Genomic DNA, 16565 nt, shown 5'->3' with positions numbered 1-16565 from the left:
ACGCAGCGGCGCCATTGCCCAAACCCGACAGTTCCGAGATAGGATAACATGTAGACCCGCATTCTAAATCCGCCCCCGCGTGGCGGGCACCGCTTGTCAGCTGCGGGCGTCCTCGCGCCCTTCGGCCTGTCGATCAGCACTTTCCATTGGATAGAAGACCCCCAAGATGAACCACCACTTTGAAAGAATCCTCCAAGCTGCGCCGTCGCCTTTTGTATTGTTGGACAGTGAGCTTCGGGTGGTCTGGGCCAATGACGCCTATCTGCAGGTCACGGACCGCCAGTTGGAACGGCTTATCGGGAAAGTCCTGTTCGAAGAGTTCCCCTCGGACCCCGAAAGCGAGTCGGGGCGGATGTTGCGGGCGTCTTTCGAGCGGGTGTTTCGCGACGGCACCACCGATCACCTGCCGGTCATTCCTTATCCGATCGACACGGCCGACGGCACGACCGAAGACCGCTATTGGAGTGCGACCCATACGCCGATCTTGAGCCCGGAGGGGGAGGTCGAGTTCCTTCTGCAGCACACGCAGGACATCACCGAGATATACGCCGCCGAAACGCCAGATGACGCGCGCCCAAACCCGGCTCAAGCCGCCGTGCTGCGCCGCGCCCATCAGGTGACCCAGCAGAACCTTGAGCTTGATACCGGGATCAATCTTTTCAAGATGATCTTCGAACAGGCACCGAACTTCATGGTCACCCTCATGGGGCCGAACCACGTCTTCCGCACGGTCAACGCCGCCTATATGCAACTGGTGGGCCAAAGGGATCTCATCGGCAAACCCGTCCGCGAGGCGCTGCCCGAGATCGCGGGCCAAGGCTTCTTCGAAATGCTCGACGAGGTTTACCGGACCGGAGAGGCCGTCAGCCAACATGGGGCCGAGGCATGGGTGCGCCGCAGCGCCGAGGGTCCGGCGGAACGTGTCGTGGTGGATTTCGTGTTCCAACCGCTCGACAACGTCCATGGCGAGACCATCGGCATCATGATCCAAGGCAATGACGTGACCGCCCATAAGCTTGCCGAAACCCGGCTGCGCGAGGCCGAGGAACGGTTCCGCACCATGGCCCATACCATGCCGGTTCATGTCTGGACCGCCACCGCCGATGGGCGTCTCGATTGGATCAGCGATCAGGTCTACGCCTTTTCGGGCGCGGAACCGGGCAGTCTGGTGGGCGACGCTTGGCCGACGATCATTCACCCCGATGACCGCGCGGAGGCGATCGCGACTTGGGCCCATGCGGTGGAGACCGGTACGGTCTATGCGACCGAGTTTCGTCTGCGGCGGGCCGATGGGGCCTATTGCTGGCATCTGGTGCGCGGCGCACCAATCCGGGACGACCAAGGCGCTTTGATGCGGTGGGTCGGCACGAATTCCGACATTCACGAACAAAAAGAACTGTCGCGCCAGTTGGCCGATCTGAACACGACGTTGGAAGAGCGTGTCGAGAAACGCAACCGCGAGCTGGAAGAGTTGCATGACCGATTGGCGCAGAGCCAGCGGGTCGAGGCGGTGGGCAATCTTGCCGGGGGCATCGCCCATGACTTCAACAATTTGTTGCAGGTGATGACCGGCAGTCTGACCATGGCCGCGCGCGAGATCGCCCCAGATTCGCCTGCGCGGGTGCGGATCGATGCGGCGATGCGCGCGGTGGAGCGCGGTGCCTCGCTCTCTTCGCAACTGCTCGCCTTCAGCCGCCGCCAACCGTTGCAGCCCCGCTCGATCGACCTGCGCGATCTGCTGCGGGATATCGACGACATCATGCGCAGCGCCTTGGGCGAGGGGATGGAGGTCCAGATCGACACGCCCGAGGCCCTCTGGCCCGCCTATGCCGATGCCGCCAGCACCCAGAACGCGGTGCTGAACCTTGTGATCAATTCGCGCGACGCGATGGAGGGGCGCGGCAAGCTGAGGATCGCTGTCGAAAACCGGCACGTCGGCCCCGAGGAACTTTTTGGTGAGCCTGACATGGTGGCGGGCGACTACGTCGAGGTCAAAATCAGCGACCACGGGCCCGGCATCCCTGCCGAGACGCTGGCCAAGGTCTTTGACCCTTTCTTTACCACCAAACCCGTGGGCAAGGGCACTGGGCTGGGCCTATCCACCGTCTATGGCTTCGCGCGGCAATCGGGCGGTCGAGTGACCATCGCCAGCCGTCCCGGCGCGGGCACGACGGTGACGTTGCTGTTGCCACGGGCCGAGACGGCGGCGGAGCCTTTGCAGTGGCATGACCCATCGGAGATCGCAGGCGGGAGTGAGACCGTGCTGCTCGTCGAAGACGACGCCGAGGTGCGCGACGCCACCGCCGCCTTGCTGACAGACTTGGGCTATAGCGTGCGCACCGCAGAAAACCCCACCGCGGCGCTCAAATCAGCGCGGCAAGCGCCGGACTTCGACCTTGTTATATCGGATGTCGTCATGCCCGGCAAGTTCAGCAGCCGCGAGATGGCTGAAACCCTTCAGGCCGAGCGGCCCGATCTGCCGATCCTCTTTATCTCCGGCTATTCGCGCGATGCGATCGTACGCGATGGCCGGGTCGACGCCGGGGTGCAGTTCCTTGCCAAACCCTTCACCAAAGACGCTTTGGCGATCAAGGTGCGCGATGCGCTGTCTTCGGCCCCGGTCACCTCGACCAAGACCGAGACCCCGGCGCAGGAGCTGCCCGACCGGCCCCGTCATGTGCTGCTGTGCGAAGACGACGCGCTCATCCGGCTCGATCTGGCGGATATCCTCAGCGGGCTTGGCACCGAAGTCACGGAAACCGCGTCGGGGCAGGAAACCTTGGACAGGCTGCAAGCTGGCGCGTACGACGTGTTGCTGATCGACGTGGGCCTGCCAGATATCTCAGGCGAAGAGGTGGCGACCCGGGTCCGGGCAACGCATCCCGATATGCCGATCATCTTTGCCACCGGCCAAGCGGAAGTGCCCGCTGCCGAGGCTCTGGGCCGCTGCGCCGTTGTGCAGAAACCTTTCGGTGACCGCGACCTCGAACGGGTTTTCACGCGTTTGGGCATTCTGGCACAGACGGAAACGGCGACGGCGGTGTGACGCGGCCAGCCGCCCTTCGCGATATCCCGCGCGGGGGCGGCAGCGGCATAAGAACAGCTTGCGCCACCCCCCGCAAAGCCATGCAGAAGGCCGTGACCCAAAGACGGCGCCCGCCGCATGCGCGACCAAAAACTCACCCACGCCGAGGTTTACCGCGCCGCGCGCCTGAGCGTGGCACCCATGATGGATCGGTAGTACATTCTTTTTCTCGTTTTGCTTCAGTAGCTTACAGGCCATTTCCGAGGTTTTTAGCGCTTTAGTAGCAGAGTTGGGCGCTCAAAGGTTTGAGCTTAGTTTCCAAAATTGATCGCCGCACCGGATGGGGCTCGATGCCGTCGAGGGCAATGGCTGGGGGAGGCTCGTCTGAGGCTTAGAGCAGGAACTCGGCCGGGAAATCGCGATGCGCGCAACATTTTTCTGCGCCGGCGCGGCCTGTGCGGTTTTGCTCACCTACGCATCGGCGATACTCTGGTTGGAATAGTTGAGTGGAACCGTTCTGCCGTTCGCTGCAGGCGCTCTGTTTTCTCTGCGGATGTGAGAACTTGGGGATAGAGGGCAGAAATCCGTCATTCGCTGCGCGCTGCGTTAACGCCGGCTCACAGGACTGAGCGGACTTTCATTACTTCTGCAGCGAAACGTTTGATCAAACTCTTTCTACCATTCGATTGACGCATGATCGTGTCGACGATATCTGCCGTCATATGGAAAACACTACGACCATCGCAATGATTTGGTGGCTGGCCTCCTGATAGGGTGGCCGGATCACTAAACCTATTCCGAGGCCGCCGCACGGGCGGCCTTTTGTTTTCCAAGCTTCCCGACGCGCTGCCTCTCAATTCATGAGAACACGCAAAATGAACAGACCAACCATCCTGACAGGCGATCGCACGACGGGGCCACTTCACATCGGGCACTATGCAGGCTCACTTTCAAACCGGCTGCGCTACCAGGACAGCGATGAACAATTCCTTCTGCTGGCGGATTCCCAGGCCCTGACAGACAACGCGCATGATCCAGAGAATGTGAATTGGCATGCGAAATTGACCCACTTAGGTGGGTTATGAGCGAGTAAAATTGACCCACCTGTTTTCGTTAACATCCGCACAGGAAGTGCGGAGGAAAGAGCAGGTGTTATTGATGGAAAGTGTATCGAAGATCCGTCTGTGGGTGCTGGTTGAAGGGCGCAGCATCCGGTCTGTTGCGCGGGCGACGGGATTATCGCGCAACACGATCAAGAAGTATCTGAAGGATGAGAGCCCGCCGAGCTACCAGCGCCAGGTCCCGCCGGTTCGCCACAAACTGTGCAACGGGTTTGATCTTCGGCTTCAAGATCTGTTCGATCAGGATCAGAAGCGGCCGCGCTGGGAGCGGCGGACGGCTGTGCGGCTTTATGAGCAGCTTGTGTCGGAAGGGTATACCGGTTCCTATTCGCCGGTTCAGCGATTTGTCCGCGATCTGAAGCGGGCCGGTGCCAGTTCGGGCGAGGCTTTTATCCCGCTGCATTTTGCGGCAGGTGACGCGCTGCAATTTGACTGGAGCGAGGAACGGGTTGTCCTGGGCGGTGTCGAGCAGAAGGTGAAGGTTGCCCACTTCCGGCTTTGCCACAGCCGCAAGCCCTTTGTCGCCGCCTATCCCGGCGAGAGCCAGGAAATGGTGCTGGATGCCTTTGTGCGGGCGCTGTCCTTTTACAGCGGGGTTCCGCGTCGGGTGATCATCGACAATCCCAAAACGATGGTGACCTATGTCTCACGCTCGAAGGACCGAGTGTTCCATCCGCGGTTCCTAGCGTTGATGAACCACTATGTCATGGAGCCGGTGGCCTGCACCCCCGCGTCGGGTTGGGAGAAGGGTCAGGTCGAGAACCAGGTCCAGTTTTTACGAGGCCGTTTGTTTGTTCCCATGCCAGCCTTTAATGATCTGGATGCGCTGAACAATTGGTTGCGGCTACGCTGTGAGGAATTGGCAAACCGGCTCCATCCCGAGCAATCGGATCGCACGATTGCACAGTTGTTCGAAGACGAACGCGCCGATCTGCGCCCCCTGGGGCGGGCATTTGACGGATACGTGGAAAAGACCGTTCGGGTTCGCTCCACCTGCCTAGTTCAATATGCCAGCAATCGCTACAGCGTGCCGTCCCGATTCGCGGGGCAACATGTGTCGCTGCGCGCCTATGCAGGCCGGATCGTGCTGGTGTCGGGCCAGGATGTCATCGCCGAGCACAAGCGTCGTTTCACCCGCAACGTCAGCTACTTTGAGCCGTGGCATTACGTGCCGCTGCTGGATCGCAAGCCAGGTGCCTTGCGCAACGGGGCACCCTTCGTGGACTGGCAACTGCCCGATGCCATGCATCGGATCAGGGAGCGCTACATGGTCGGCAAAGGTGGGGATCGGGAGTTTGTCGATCTGCTTCTTCTGGCCCAGGATCACGGGATCGAGGTGGTTGAGACGGCTTGCGAATTGGCAGTGGAACAAAGCACGCTGCGCCCGCCCGCCATCATCAATCTGATCAACCAGTTGGTGGAGCCGGTCATCACGCCGCTCAGCGACGCCTATACCTATCCGCAGCTGACCCTTCGGCCCGAGGCCGATTGCAAGCGCTATGAGACGCTGTGTGCAGCCGGGGCGGTCGCGGCATGAATGCCCTCATCGACCAACTCACCGCCCTGAGGCTGCACGGAATGGCAGCTTGCGCCCATGATTTGCTGTCCGCGCGCAAGCCACCAAGTCTGACCACAGCGATAAAGCAACTGATCGACGCGGAGACTGTAGAGCGGCGGGTGCGCTCCATCCAGTATCAAATGCGCATCGCGAAGTTCCCCCATCACAAGGACTTCGCCACCTTCGATTACGGTGCGGCCGCCGTCACTCAGACCCAGATCGAACCGTTCTGCTCGGGCCAGTTCACCGAAGAGGCACACAACCTCATCCTGGTGGGCGGAACCGGGACGGGAAAAACCCATATCGCCATCGCGCTTGGAACCGCCTTGATCAACAATGGCAAGAAGGCTCGCTTCTTAAACGCGGTCGATCTGATCAATGCCCTGATCAAGGAGCAGGCCGATGGCAATGCCGGGAAGGTCATCCGGCAACTGTCGGCCCTGGATTGCGTTATCATCGACGAGTTGGGCTATATCCCGTTCCCGAAATCCGGCGGCGCACTGCTGTTCCACCTGATCAGCAAGCTCTACGAAAAAACCAGCGTCATCATCACCACCAACCTGGAGTTCGGGGAATGGGTCGCTGTCTTCGGCGATGCCAAAATGACAACCGCGCTGTTGGATCGCGTCACGCACCACTGCGCCATCATCGAGACCGGTAATAGATCCTACCGCTTCGCACAGAGCAAAAGTCGCACAGAAAAATAAACATGCCGCAAGCAAAGCCCCCAGACGGACTCGCTATATGAGGGCGGCCCGCCTGGGGGCTTGCCATCCGATAGGCGGGTCAAAATCAAACGCTGAACCAGGGTCAGTTTTGAACGCTCATTGACCATCCTGCCGCCGCTTGGCGATATTATTGGTGCCGTCTTCGGTCTTGGCGCCATCGCCTGGTTCGTGGCCGTCAGCGTAGCGCTCCTGCGGGTCCGCCGGGAAACGCTCGGCAAGCGGGTCGCCGCCTGACCCTTGGGGCACTGGCCCCGGACGCTTACCGGGCCGGGGCCGGATGGACCTCGATTACGAAAATGGACCTCGATCACGAAACCCTCTTCCGGCGCTGGTGGGACGAAATGGCGCGAGACCTGCCGGAACTGGTCCTCGGTCACAGCGAAGGGATGCAGGCCCTCCTTGTTCCGCGCACTGAGCCGCTCGAGGCAGACCTCTTCCGGCACATCGAGCAGGTGAAGCACATGCGCGGCATTCGTCCCCATGAAGAGGCCGCGCAGCCAGCCTCGCGCCTCGACGGTGTTCGCCTGGAAGTCGAGGACCACTGAGACACCCACTGTCAGCAGGTCCGTGACATGCGGCCCGACGACCGCGCGAACCTGGCCGGCCCTGCGAATGTAGTTGCGCATCGACGTTAACTCCGCACCGTAGAGCGCCTGGAGCCAGTCGTCTTCGCGGATCACCACCGTCCTTGGACCGTGACCAAGCTCAGTCGCCAGCGTGGACTTGCCTGAGGCGATCCAGCCGCAGAGCAGGCGCAGGGTCGGTTGATCGGCCATATTGTCTTCCACTTCTCGTCATACGGGCTGGGCCTGGGGCAGCGCCGTCAGCCCGAAGAGCAGCAGCGCCAAGAGCGGCTCAGGGTAGAAGGCGATCCTTGCGGTAGCTCGCCGGCGTCGTCCCCATCCAGCGCTTGAAGGCGCGGGTGAAGGCGCTCTGCTCGGAAAAGCCCGTCAGAAAGGCGATCTCTGCCAGCGAATGGCGCTCGTCCCGTAGGAGCCCTTCGGCTAGATCGCGCCGCGTCTCGTCGGTCAGGGCGTGGTAGCTCATCCCGTGCTCGGAGAGGCGGCGCTGGAAGGAGCGCGCGGAAAAGCAAAGACCCCGCGCGATCTCGGCCATCTTCGGTGTGCCCTCGCTCAGCGCCTGGGCGATGGCATCCTTCGAGCGGCTCACCAGATCGGGCGCGTTCGAAATCCGGGATAGCTTCACATCGAGATGCGAAATGAGATAGCGAGAGATCCCCTCGTCACCGAGGACGTTCGACCGATCCAGCGTTTCGTTTGCGTAGAGGATCGCGTCGAGATCCGCGCCGAACCGGACCGGGCAGCCGAACCAATTCTCGTGCGCGGCGACGGATTGCGGGCGGCATGTCGCACCAGCACTATCTCGGGCAAGACCGGCTCCGGGCTGACCTGCCGGGCGATCGACACGGCGCTCGCAAGCGTTGCTTCGTTCGACAGCCGCATCCCAAGGCGTCTGTCGCCCGCCCGGTGCAGGATGAAGAGCGTGCCGCCCTTCGCCTGGCGCAGTTCATACTCGACCATGCTGGTCCAGAGCCGGGCATAGCGCTCGATCCGCGCGTAGGATGCGCCGAGCGTTGTCGCCGCCTTGAAGGCGGGCCACAGCGCGCCGTATTCGTCGAGCCGCATGGACGCGCTGGCGCGCATGGGCAGATCGGTGACATCGATCTGCGCGGCCATGCGCTCAAGCATGTTGTAGTAGCGTTCGGCCGGGATCATCTGCCCGGTGTCCCAAGCGCTCTCCGGGTCGATCCCGACCGAGGACAGCATCTCACTGGCGTCGATGCCATCGCCTGCCGCGGCGACAATCTTGCGAGCAAAGAGTGACGTCACATATCCCATGCGCGGCAGTCTACGGCGCGGGTCGGGATCGGCCAAGCTCGACGCTATGCGGATGTCCGATGGGCTCGTTCGATCACGCCCGCCCCCGACCATCAGAAAGTGCTGCACCATAGACGAATGGCCGGTCTGGTGAAGCTGCAACACATCGCTTGACTACATCGGCAAGGGCCGGATTGGGCCGTAAAGCGCCAATGCACCTGATGGTCAGACAGCAATCGTTCGTTGCGTCAAGCAAGAGCATTAGCATAGCGACAGGTCATTCAGCAGGTCTCGCTCTAGTGTCGACCAAATTGCAAGAACCTACTCGAAGTCCGTTGAAAACGAAGGCCAATTGAGTAGCGTCTTTTGACCTAACTCTAAAAGTCCCCCGGAGCGCATTGCAGACATATCAATCCTTCAGCGCGCCATGCCTCGACCACAGAGCTACGATCATCGATCACCAACCAAGGCTTGAAGCCATCCGCCTGCATTTCTTTCAATGCGCGTCGTTTCACTTCGGGATCGGTGGCTTCATCCTGATCTTCGGCGCGCAGGTATATCCCGTCGAAAGGCAGATCGTGTTTGCGCAGCCATGCAATCGTATGTTCAGCCCAGCCCTTTGGCCGTCCGGAGCAAATTAGAATGGTTTCACCGCTTTCTTTTAACCGTCGCATCAACTTTGCGACCGGGCCAATCAGTGCGGCATCTGCCATTGCGAGGTGGAAGTCACCCCAGTGCTTTTCCACGCCATGCACAAGATGGCCCAGACGCTCTGCGTCGAACTCAGCAAGGGTGCCGTCGACATCGAAAACCACACATGGGGTCGCTGCGGTTTGGGTCATAGGGTTTGCTCCAGTAGTTTATTCTCGGCGATTTCGAATAAGAGGGGTGTCGCATTGGGCGGACGTTGGCCAACATCACCCGTCGTCCAGAGCACGCGTGCGGCGCGAATGACACCGGAGTGACATACAAGGACCGGCAAGGCCGTCGGAGACGCTGCGCAAATCCCCCTTATCGCGATCTGTACCCGCTTGAGCATATCGTGCCAGCTTTCGCCTCGGTCCGGAGTGGCTTCCCTGAGGGGCTGATCGCTCAGCGGTCGCCCTTCGAAGACGCCCCAGTCTCGCTCACGCAACCCGTCGTGCAACTCAATTCGCTGACCCGGAAAGGCGAGCCGCGCCGTATCCTGCGCCCGTGACATCGGACTGGCGTAGATCGCAATCGGTTCTGGCCATATTCTTTGTGATAGCAAGCAGGCCTGATCGCGGCCCGCCTCGGTCAGCGGCACATCGGTTACCCCGGCGATGATCTCGTCTGCATTGGCGGTCGTCTCGCCGTGGCGGATCAGGCAAAAGCTGCGCGATGGCAAAGCTGCGGCGGTCATAGGCGCACCCGATCGTGAAAGAATACCTCGGCGTCGAGCCCTTCGACGAGGTAATCTTCGGGCTGGGTGCAAAACGCGGGCGCAAAGCGTTTTGCACCCAGGCGTTCCAGCATCTTGCGCTGATCGCGCAGCGGTGGGTGGACGTTCCAACGCTGAAAATATCCGCCCGGGACGCTGCAGATGCCCCGTGCGTGTGCCGTCATATGGCCTGTGAACACGACATGCGCGTCACGCCCCAGACGCCCGCTTTCATGCCAAGCCCGCACATAGCCCCAAGCGGCACCGCCGTCGGCGTTGGGTGTGTCGCAGATCAAGAACCGCGCCTGCTCCATCGGGCCGCGGTCCAACAGCGGGGCGATGAGGCGGGCCTCGGCACTGACGCCACCGCTGCTGAGTGCAGCGCGCAGCGTATCTTGGCATTCAGGGTCCAACATCACGCTTTCGCAGCCGTAGCGCCGCACAAGATGCAGCGCCATCTCGCCCGCGCGGCCAGAGGGGGGGACGGGCAAAAGCACTTGACCGTCGACCCTGTCGAGTAAGGCATTCAGCGCGTCGAACCGATCCGACTGTGGCACATCATCAAGGTGATAAGAGCAGTCCAAAATCGCGGTCGCCGCAGGGGGTGGCGCATCAAAAGTGAACCAGTCGGATTCCTCCGACCAGTCGCCAGAATAGAACAGCCCTTCGCCCAGATCGAAGTGGAACCAGACGCCGCCCATCGCATGGCCATTGCGCCCGGTGGTGAGGGTCACGCCGTTGATCGCCGTCTGACCCTGTTCGGGCAGCAGATGCACATTGGCCGCGGGCGGCAGGGCTTTGGCCGTTTGCGCCGTGGCATAGATGGGCAGACCCGCTTCAACCGCATGCGACGCGCCGCCGATATGGTCGATGTGATCATGGGTGATGAACACCGCCTCGGCCCCTTCAAGCCACGCGGGATCGAAATGCGCGTTGGCCTCAGGGCCGAAACCGCAATCAAGCAGCCATATCCGATTATCCACGGTCAATTGCATGCACGCGGGGCCTTTGTCCCCGATGCCGGAAAGTAGTCGTATGCTTTGCATTTAATCCTCTGAAAAGGCCCAAGGGGTGGTGATTGTCAGGCCCAGTTGTGCGCCGACGTCAAAGCGGGCGCGGGTTTCTGCAAACAGGCGCGCGCCGCAGTCGGTGACTGTTTCCAACAGGTATTTGCCGCCCATATAGGTGACCCGCGCGACCTTGCTGCGCAGATCGCCACTCTCCGAGATGGTCAGGTTTTCGGGGCGCAGGCAGACATGGCTGACCCGCGTCTCAGCCCTTGCGGACTGAACCGCAACTTCGGCGCCCAGTATCCGCGCCTGACGGGCCTCTCCGGCCTGCGTGACCTCTTGCACCGGCACCACGGTGCCGCGCCCGACGAATTCAGCAACAAAGCGGTTTTTAGGCCGTTCATAGAGGGTTTGCGGTGTGTCGAACTGCTGAATGCGGCCCTGATCCATCACGGCGATCCGATCGGCCATCGCCATGGCTTCGGCCTGGTCATGAGTGACATAGACCATTGTGGCCCCGGTGCGCTTGTGAAAATCGGTAAAGACGCCCTGCATCGTGGCCCGCAACGCCACATCAAGGTTGGCCAAAGGCTCATCCAGCAGCACGGCACAGGGATCAGAGACAAGGCAGCGTGCCAAAGCCACCCGTTGCCGTTGTCCGCCCGAAAGGTCAGAGGGCATGCGATCAGCGTAATTCTCAAGCCCCGTCGAGGCGAGGGCCGCATCGGTGTGTTTTGCTACCTCGGACTTGGAGAACCTGCGGATTTCAAGCGGGTAGGACACGTTGCGCCGCACCGACATATGCGGCCAAAGCGCGTAGGATTGAAACACAAACCCGATGTTGCGCTCTTCGGGCGGCAGGTTCACCCCTGATTGAGCATTGGCCATTTCGCGGCTGCCAATGCGGAGTTGACCGCTGCTGGGCGTCTCGAACCCCGCCAAGATGCGCAGAAGGGTGGTCTTGCCACAGCCCGACGGCCCCAAAAGTGCGATAAATTCGCCGTCGTCGAACCGGGTTGTGATGTCTTGTAGGGCAGGGGTGCCTGCGAATGTCTTGCTGACCGAAGACAGGTTTATGTCTGCCATGGGACAACTCCTTTTGGAAAGCGGCGGGAAAACAACTGGATCAGCGACATGAGGACGATGACCACAAAGACGATGGTCATTGCCAAGGCGCTGGCCATGCCGGTTTCGCCACTGTCATCGAGGTTGAAAATCACCACGCCTAATGTCTCGGTGCCCGAGGACCACAAGAGCGCGGAAACCGTGAGCTCGTTGAACGCGGTGAGAAACACAAGGATCGCCCCCGCCGCTGCCGCTGGGGCCGAAAGCGGAAAGATCACATCGCGTAGCCGCCTGTAGAGCGAGGCACCAACCGATTGCGCGGCCTCATCCATGGCAGGATCGAACTGTTTCAGGCTTGCCTGAACCGGGCGGAACATCACCGCGAAGAACCGCGCGAGATAGGCCAGAAAGATGATCCAAATGGTGCCATAAAGCGTGGCTTCGGTGAAAGGCAGCTTGATCAGCAGCAGGATCATCGCGATCGACAGGACAACACCCGGCAGGGCGTAGGGCAGATCGAGCAGGCTGTCGAACAGCCGCGCGAGCCACGTTTTGCGTCGCTCCATCAGCCAGGCAAGAGGCAGGCAGATTGCTGCCAAAACCGCAGAGGCGCCTGCGGCCAGTCCAAAGGAGTTGGCAAAGGCACGCGAAGTGACAGGTTGGCGGAACAATACCTCGTACCAAGATGCAAGCGTCACAGTATCAAAGCGCAGGGTCACGCCATAGGCAGGCACGAGTGACGTGGCCAAAAGGCCGCACATCGGCAGGACGAGGATGGCAAAGACCACGGCCCAGAGCACGATTTCAACCGGCAAACGGGCCGCCCTCAAGGGCAGGGCCAGCGGCCGCGAGGTGCTGCCCACAAGATGCAACTTCTGGCGCGATTGACACAGGCGCTGCAATAAGATGCCCGCCACGGCGACCGCCCCGATCAGCATGGCCAGAACTGAAACCTCGGCCAGAACGGTCGTGCCCATGCCGGCCAGCTTTTGATAGACCAGCGTCGGCAGCGTCGCATAGCCTGCAGGAATACCCAACATCGCGGGAATGCCAAAATTGCCAAGCGCGGTGACAAAGGTAATTGCCGTGCCCGCCGCGAGACTGGGCAAGGTCAGGGGCATGACGACCTGCCACCATGTGCGCAGCCCTCTGGCACCGCTGATCCGGGCGGCCTCTACCACATCTTGCGGGATGGATCGCAGGCCCGCGCGAAGGGTCAGGAAGATGATCGACATATGCTGGATGCCCAGCAACAGGATGATGCCCTCGGGCGAGTAAAGTGGCTGGGGCGCGCCAAGCGGGGGGGCAATGCCCAATGTCTTTAGCAAAACCGAAGACGGCCCCATGATCTGGGTCCATGATAGTGCGGTGATCTGCGGCGGGATCATCATCGGGATCATCAGGCAAAAGACCAAAGCCGCCTTGGCCCGCAGGTCTGTCAGCGCCACCAAAAAGGCAAAGGCCGCGCCAAGCACCAGCGACACCAAAGTGCCAAAACCCGCCGTGACCAGCGAATGCTTAAGCGCGCTTAGAGTTGAGGGTTGCGCCAGTACATCGCGCATAAGGGTCAGACTGGGGCTGCCTTGATCGGTGACACCCTCGACAAAAAGGCGCAGGACCGGCGCAAGCGTCAGACAGATGGCGACAATCAGAATGGCAGAGAGCAGCCGGGCCTCGGTCCGGCTGCCTCCAGTTTGTTGTGCGGCACTCATCATTCAGCGCCGAAAAGCTCTGCGAATTTGGCCTTGTTGGTGTCGGCATTTGCGAGGGCCTCGGCAGGATCGAAGGCCATCAGTTTGATGTCTTCGCGGGCGGGGAACCCTTCGGGTACGCCCATGCCGTCACGAGCAGGGATATAACCCATGTCCAGAACCAATTCTTGGCCTTCAGTGCTGAGCAGGAAGTCGACGAATTTCTCGGCACCTTCGACGTTCTTGGCAGAAGACATGATCGCCACCGGCTCGGTCACATAGGAAACGCCCTCTTCGGGAAAGACGAAATCAACCGGGGAGCCTTCAGCCTTGTTGCGGATCGCCAGAAAGTCGACGACCATCCCATAAGGCTTCTCACCCGAAGCCACGGCTTTGAAGGTGCCGCCGTTGCCACCCTGCGCGCGGGCCTCATTTGCGGCGAGGTTCTCGTAATACTCCCAGCCCAAAGTCTCATCGCCGGTCAGCGTGGCAAGGTGGATTAGCGCGGCACCGGAATAAAGCGGAGAGGGCATCGCGATTTGCCCTTTGATGGCTTCGTCCGAGAGGTCGGTCCACGCGGTCGGCGCGGTCTCGACACCTGTGTTGTAAACGATCCCGGTGGTGATCAATTTGGTCGAGTGGTAATAGCCTTCGGCAGAATGCAGCGCCGCGTCATAGTCACCGGCTTCGGGCGATTGATAGGCGGTCAACAGACCCTCTTGCGCCATGCCCTCCAGCGTCACAGTATCGGCGATCAGCAGGACATCGGGCTGCGGGTTGCCCGCTTCGATCTCGGCGCGCAGGCGGGCCATAAGTTTGGTTGTGCCGTCGCGGACCCAATCAACTTCGGTGCCAGGGTTGGCAGCCATAAATGCGTCCACGGTCCTCTGCGCATCCGCATTCGGCTGCGATGTGTAGAGGGTGATCGTATCGGCCATGGTCGTGCTGGCCAAAAGCGCGAAAGCGGTGGATGTAACGAAGGATTTCATGGAACTCTCCTAGGGTTTTTACTTTCGAACGAAAGCAGTTCACGAGAGCCTTATCCCTGAGTTTTCTGACCGTTTTGTAACGGTTCTTTGAAACTTTTATTTATATTGCGGGGCCTGAGTTCATTTCCTAACCTATTAGAAAAAATCATTATTTTTCGAAGGAAATGACCGTGCGACGGGATATTACCCAGAGAAGAGACGAGATTATTGCCCTACTCTCCAAGCGCGAAACGCTGTCGGCAGCCGAGCTTTCGTCCGAGCTTTCGGTTTCGGTACAAACCATACGAGCCGACCTGCGCGATCTTGACGAAGCGGGACTTGTCCAGCGCCGCAACGGCTATGCCCGGCTGCGTCAGCAGAGTGAGAACATCGGCTATCTGCCCCGCGAAGGCATCGCGCGACAGGAAAAGCAGCGCATCGCATTAGCAGTAAAGGGTCTCATTCCCGATGGCGCACGGGTGGCCTTGGGCACCGGCACAACGGTAGAAGCCTGCGCGCGGTTCTTGGCTTCGCATAAAGACCTTTTCGTCGCGTCAAACAGCATTCACGCTGTCTGCGCCCTGCAACAAGCCCCTGGCGTTGCTGTCGAACTGGCAGGCGGAACCGTAAGAATGCGCGATTTGGATATGATCGGCACGTCAGCGCTCAATTTCTTCTCACGGTATCGGGTTGATTATGCGGTGTTCAGCTGCGGCGGCCTTTCCGAAGAGGGCGAGGTACTGGATTACAACGCCGACGAAATGTCCGCCCGCAAGGCCATTGCCGGCTGTGGGAAGAAGAGCATTCTGGTGGTGGACAGCACGAAGAACGGCTTGGACCTGCCTTTCCAGATGGGTCACGCTTGGGACTTTGATGTGATCGTGACAGGGGCACGTTTTTCAGCATCGGTAATTGATAGCTGTTCGCGACATGGATGTCAGATTGTGCAAGTTTGACACCCTCGTTCGCTGGCTAACCTGCACGTCAGCCCGTCACATCCTCTGGAAGAGTATTGGCACGGATCAATGTCCGCTTGCAGGTGCTAAGGCGGCATCCGGGCTATCTTGGGAGGTCGGTTTAGGGCCGTTCGCGTCGGCGCTCCCTCATGTAGGAAGGGCGGTTTGCCGACATTCACTGCAGGTGCGTAAGGCGGTGCCAAAGTGCATGATCGCCAGGTGGAACCATAAAGTTGAAGCCGCGTCAGCCGCCAAAACCAGCAACCGAACCGGACGTCACCCATGCGCTAGAGCACTTGCCGTCATAGGCAACATTCGGTGGCCAGCTAGCCTCGTTCAGGCCGCAGGCGACAAGACGTGCGTCGAAATCGAGCATGGACCACGGAAGGTCATCGCCGCGCTTGTCCCTATCCGGCCAGACGATGCCGCTGAAACCGTTTTCATTCCAGCATTCGAAGGCTCCCGTGGCGTCGTAGGGGCTGAGATACCCCATGATCGCGGCGCCCTCAAAGGCGGCGGTGTAAAGCGCGATTTGACCCGCGTCAGAGCCTTCCTTACTTTCGACCAGACCGACTTCGCGGCAAGCATAGCCGCCATAAGGCGTATCTCCAGGCAGTCTTTGGCGCGGGATGTAGAAGGGGCGGCTGTCTGCGGAAGGGCCGGTGCGCGCGCCATTTGGCGCAATGCCGCGTGTCGTCAGCAGAGCGTCAATTTCAGCGCGCAGGGCGGGCACCATACAGGTTAAAGTGCGCTGCGGTTCGGACCCGCGTCCGAACAGGTCGAGCGAGATTTCAACGTGACTGTTATCCACGGCATCAATCGCACGGCGCAGGTTGAGCACGGCGTGTCCGCCTTCGTCGAAGAAAGTCAGGCCATAACTGTCCCAAGGGTAGCCACCTGTCCCGAGTGTCATCGCAAAGGGAATATCCCGTGCCACCTCGCTGTGTGGTCCCTTAGAGATCGCCGGATCGACGTTAAGAGTCAAAATCTCCATCTCGGTCATCGGGTGGACCGTGCGGCAGAGTTTGATTTCTTCTGCCTCTTCGGTCACACAAAGCACATCGGTTTCCAGAATGCCTTCGTCGCAAAACGCAGCGGCTTGGCTCGCAGCCAGCACAGCTGCAATTGTCATAGTTTTCCGCATCTTCCCCCCACTGCGCTCATAATTGAAAATGTCATGTGTTTTGTCTGTGTCGTAGATCT

Annotated in this window: 15 protein-coding genes; 5 read left to right on the top strand and 10 right to left on the bottom strand. The window is 60.5% G+C overall.

Annotation, left to right across the window (positions count from 1 at the left end):
* Positions 1–166: 166 nt before the first annotated feature.
* The 4 genes from ACGYK2_RS03530 (at position 167) to istB (ending at position 6411) form a co-directional block, all read left to right on the top strand.
* Complete coding sequence (locus ACGYK2_RS03530) at positions 167–3046, top strand: response regulator (protein ID WP_271689631.1); 2880 nt, start codon at positions 167–169, stop codon at positions 3044–3046.
* A gap of 839 nt (positions 3047–3885) precedes the next feature.
* Positions 3886–4110 carry a hypothetical protein gene (locus ACGYK2_RS03525; protein WP_394374200.1) on the top strand — a complete coding sequence of 75 codons (225 nt, stop codon included), beginning with the start codon at positions 3886–3888 and terminating at the stop codon, positions 4108–4110.
* 10 nt (positions 4111–4120) lie between these two features.
* Positions 4121–5683, top strand: coding sequence for an IS21 family transposase (gene istA / locus ACGYK2_RS03520; RefSeq protein ID WP_271689633.1), 1563 nt, complete (start codon positions 4121–4123; stop codon positions 5681–5683).
* A complete protein-coding gene (gene istB, locus ACGYK2_RS03515; protein WP_271689634.1) occupies positions 5680–6411 on the top strand; it encodes an IS21-like element helper ATPase IstB in 732 nt (243 codons plus the stop codon). The genes istA and istB overlap by 4 nt, the downstream gene beginning before the upstream one ends.
* On the opposite strand, the gene ACGYK2_RS03510 is transcribed toward istB, so the two are convergent.
* From ACGYK2_RS03510 to ACGYK2_RS03470, 9 genes are all read right to left on the bottom strand, one after another.
* The gene (locus tag ACGYK2_RS03510) at positions 6372–7208 is read right to left on the bottom strand and encodes an ATP-binding protein (protein ID WP_331619041.1); all 837 of its coding nucleotides are present in this window, start codon (positions 7206–7208) and stop codon (positions 6372–6374) included. The two genes, istB and ACGYK2_RS03510, sit on opposite strands and share 40 nt — an antisense overlap.
* Positions 7209–7287: 79 nt before the next feature.
* A complete protein-coding gene (locus ACGYK2_RS03505) occupies positions 7288–7638 on the bottom strand; it encodes a helix-turn-helix transcriptional regulator (protein WP_394374199.1) in 351 nt (116 codons plus the stop codon).
* Positions 7635–8327, bottom strand: a complete 693-nt coding sequence (locus ACGYK2_RS03500; protein ID WP_276154863.1) for an AraC family transcriptional regulator ligand-binding domain-containing protein — start codon at positions 8325–8327, stop codon at positions 7635–7637. The genes ACGYK2_RS03505 and ACGYK2_RS03500 overlap by 4 nt, the downstream gene beginning before the upstream one ends.
* Positions 8328–8647: 320 nt before the next feature.
* A complete protein-coding gene (locus tag ACGYK2_RS03495) occupies positions 8648–9112 on the bottom strand; it encodes an HAD family acid phosphatase (RefSeq protein ID WP_271689637.1) in 465 nt (154 codons plus the stop codon).
* Positions 9109–9654, bottom strand: coding sequence for a histidine phosphatase family protein (locus tag ACGYK2_RS03490; RefSeq protein WP_271689638.1), 546 nt, complete (start codon positions 9652–9654; stop codon positions 9109–9111). The genes ACGYK2_RS03495 and ACGYK2_RS03490 overlap by 4 nt, the downstream gene beginning before the upstream one ends.
* Positions 9651–10667, bottom strand: coding sequence for an MBL fold metallo-hydrolase (locus ACGYK2_RS03485; protein WP_271689639.1), 1017 nt, complete (start codon positions 10665–10667; stop codon positions 9651–9653). The genes ACGYK2_RS03490 and ACGYK2_RS03485 overlap by 4 nt, the downstream gene beginning before the upstream one ends.
* Positions 10668–10718: 51 nt before the next feature.
* Entirely contained in the window at positions 10719–11768 is a 1050-nt protein-coding gene (locus ACGYK2_RS03480; RefSeq protein WP_271689640.1) for an ABC transporter ATP-binding protein, read from the bottom strand.
* Positions 11756–13459, bottom strand: a complete 1704-nt coding sequence (locus ACGYK2_RS03475) for an iron ABC transporter permease (protein ID WP_271689641.1) — start codon at positions 13457–13459, stop codon at positions 11756–11758. Before ACGYK2_RS03475 ends, ACGYK2_RS03480 begins: the two co-directional genes overlap by 13 nt.
* Entirely contained in the window at positions 13459–14427 is a 969-nt protein-coding gene (locus tag ACGYK2_RS03470) for an ABC transporter substrate-binding protein (protein WP_271689642.1), read from the bottom strand. Before ACGYK2_RS03470 ends, ACGYK2_RS03475 begins: the two co-directional genes overlap by 1 nt.
* A 170-nt stretch (positions 14428–14597) precedes the next feature.
* Between ACGYK2_RS03470 and ACGYK2_RS03465 the strand changes: the two genes are divergently transcribed.
* Entirely contained in the window at positions 14598–15362 is a 765-nt protein-coding gene (locus tag ACGYK2_RS03465; protein ID WP_271689643.1) for a DeoR/GlpR family DNA-binding transcription regulator, read from the top strand.
* A gap of 244 nt (positions 15363–15606) precedes the next feature.
* On the opposite strand, the gene ACGYK2_RS03460 is transcribed toward ACGYK2_RS03465, so the two are convergent.
* Positions 15607–16494 (bottom strand): hypothetical protein, encoded by an 888-nt coding sequence (locus ACGYK2_RS03460; protein ID WP_271689644.1) that lies wholly within the window; start codon positions 16492–16494, stop codon positions 15607–15609.
* Positions 16495–16565: the final 71 nt, after the last annotated feature.

The organism is Sulfitobacter sp. 1A10359, assembly GCF_043558145.1.
In the GTDB taxonomy this organism is placed as follows: domain Bacteria; phylum Pseudomonadota; class Alphaproteobacteria; order Rhodobacterales; family Rhodobacteraceae; genus Sulfitobacter; species Sulfitobacter faviae.
Note: the sequence above shows the minus strand (reverse complement) of the source record. Positions and strands in the feature narration are given on the sequence as shown.

Coding starts and splice junctions, on each gene's coding strand:
- ACGYK2_RS03530 (WP_271689631.1), top strand. CDS start 167: ATGAACCACCACTTTGAAAGAATCCTCCAAGCTGCGCCGTCGCCTTTT.
- ACGYK2_RS03525 (WP_394374200.1), top strand. CDS start 3,886: ATGAGAACACGCAAAATGAACAGACCAACCATCCTGACAGGCGATCGC.
- istB (WP_271689634.1), top strand. CDS start 5,680: ATGAATGCCCTCATCGACCAACTCACCGCCCTGAGGCTGCACGGAATG.
- ACGYK2_RS03510 (WP_331619041.1), bottom strand. CDS start 7,208: ATGGCCGATCAACCGACCCTGCGCCTGCTCTGCGGCTGGATCGCCTCA.
- ACGYK2_RS03495 (WP_271689637.1), bottom strand. CDS start 9,112: ATGACCCAAACCGCAGCGACCCCATGTGTGGTTTTCGATGTCGACGGC.
- ACGYK2_RS03490 (WP_271689638.1), bottom strand. CDS start 9,654: ATGACCGCCGCAGCTTTGCCATCGCGCAGCTTTTGCCTGATCCGCCAC.
- ACGYK2_RS03485 (WP_271689639.1), bottom strand. CDS start 10,667: ATGCAATTGACCGTGGATAATCGGATATGGCTGCTTGATTGCGGTTTC.
- ACGYK2_RS03480 (WP_271689640.1), bottom strand. CDS start 11,768: ATGGCAGACATAAACCTGTCTTCGGTCAGCAAGACATTCGCAGGCACC.
- ACGYK2_RS03475 (WP_271689641.1), bottom strand. CDS start 13,459: ATGAGTGCCGCACAACAAACTGGAGGCAGCCGGACCGAGGCCCGGCTG.
- ACGYK2_RS03470 (WP_271689642.1), bottom strand. CDS start 14,427: ATGAAATCCTTCGTTACATCCACCGCTTTCGCGCTTTTGGCCAGCACG.
- ACGYK2_RS03460 (WP_271689644.1), bottom strand. CDS start 16,494: ATGACAATTGCAGCTGTGCTGGCTGCGAGCCAAGCCGCTGCGTTTTGC.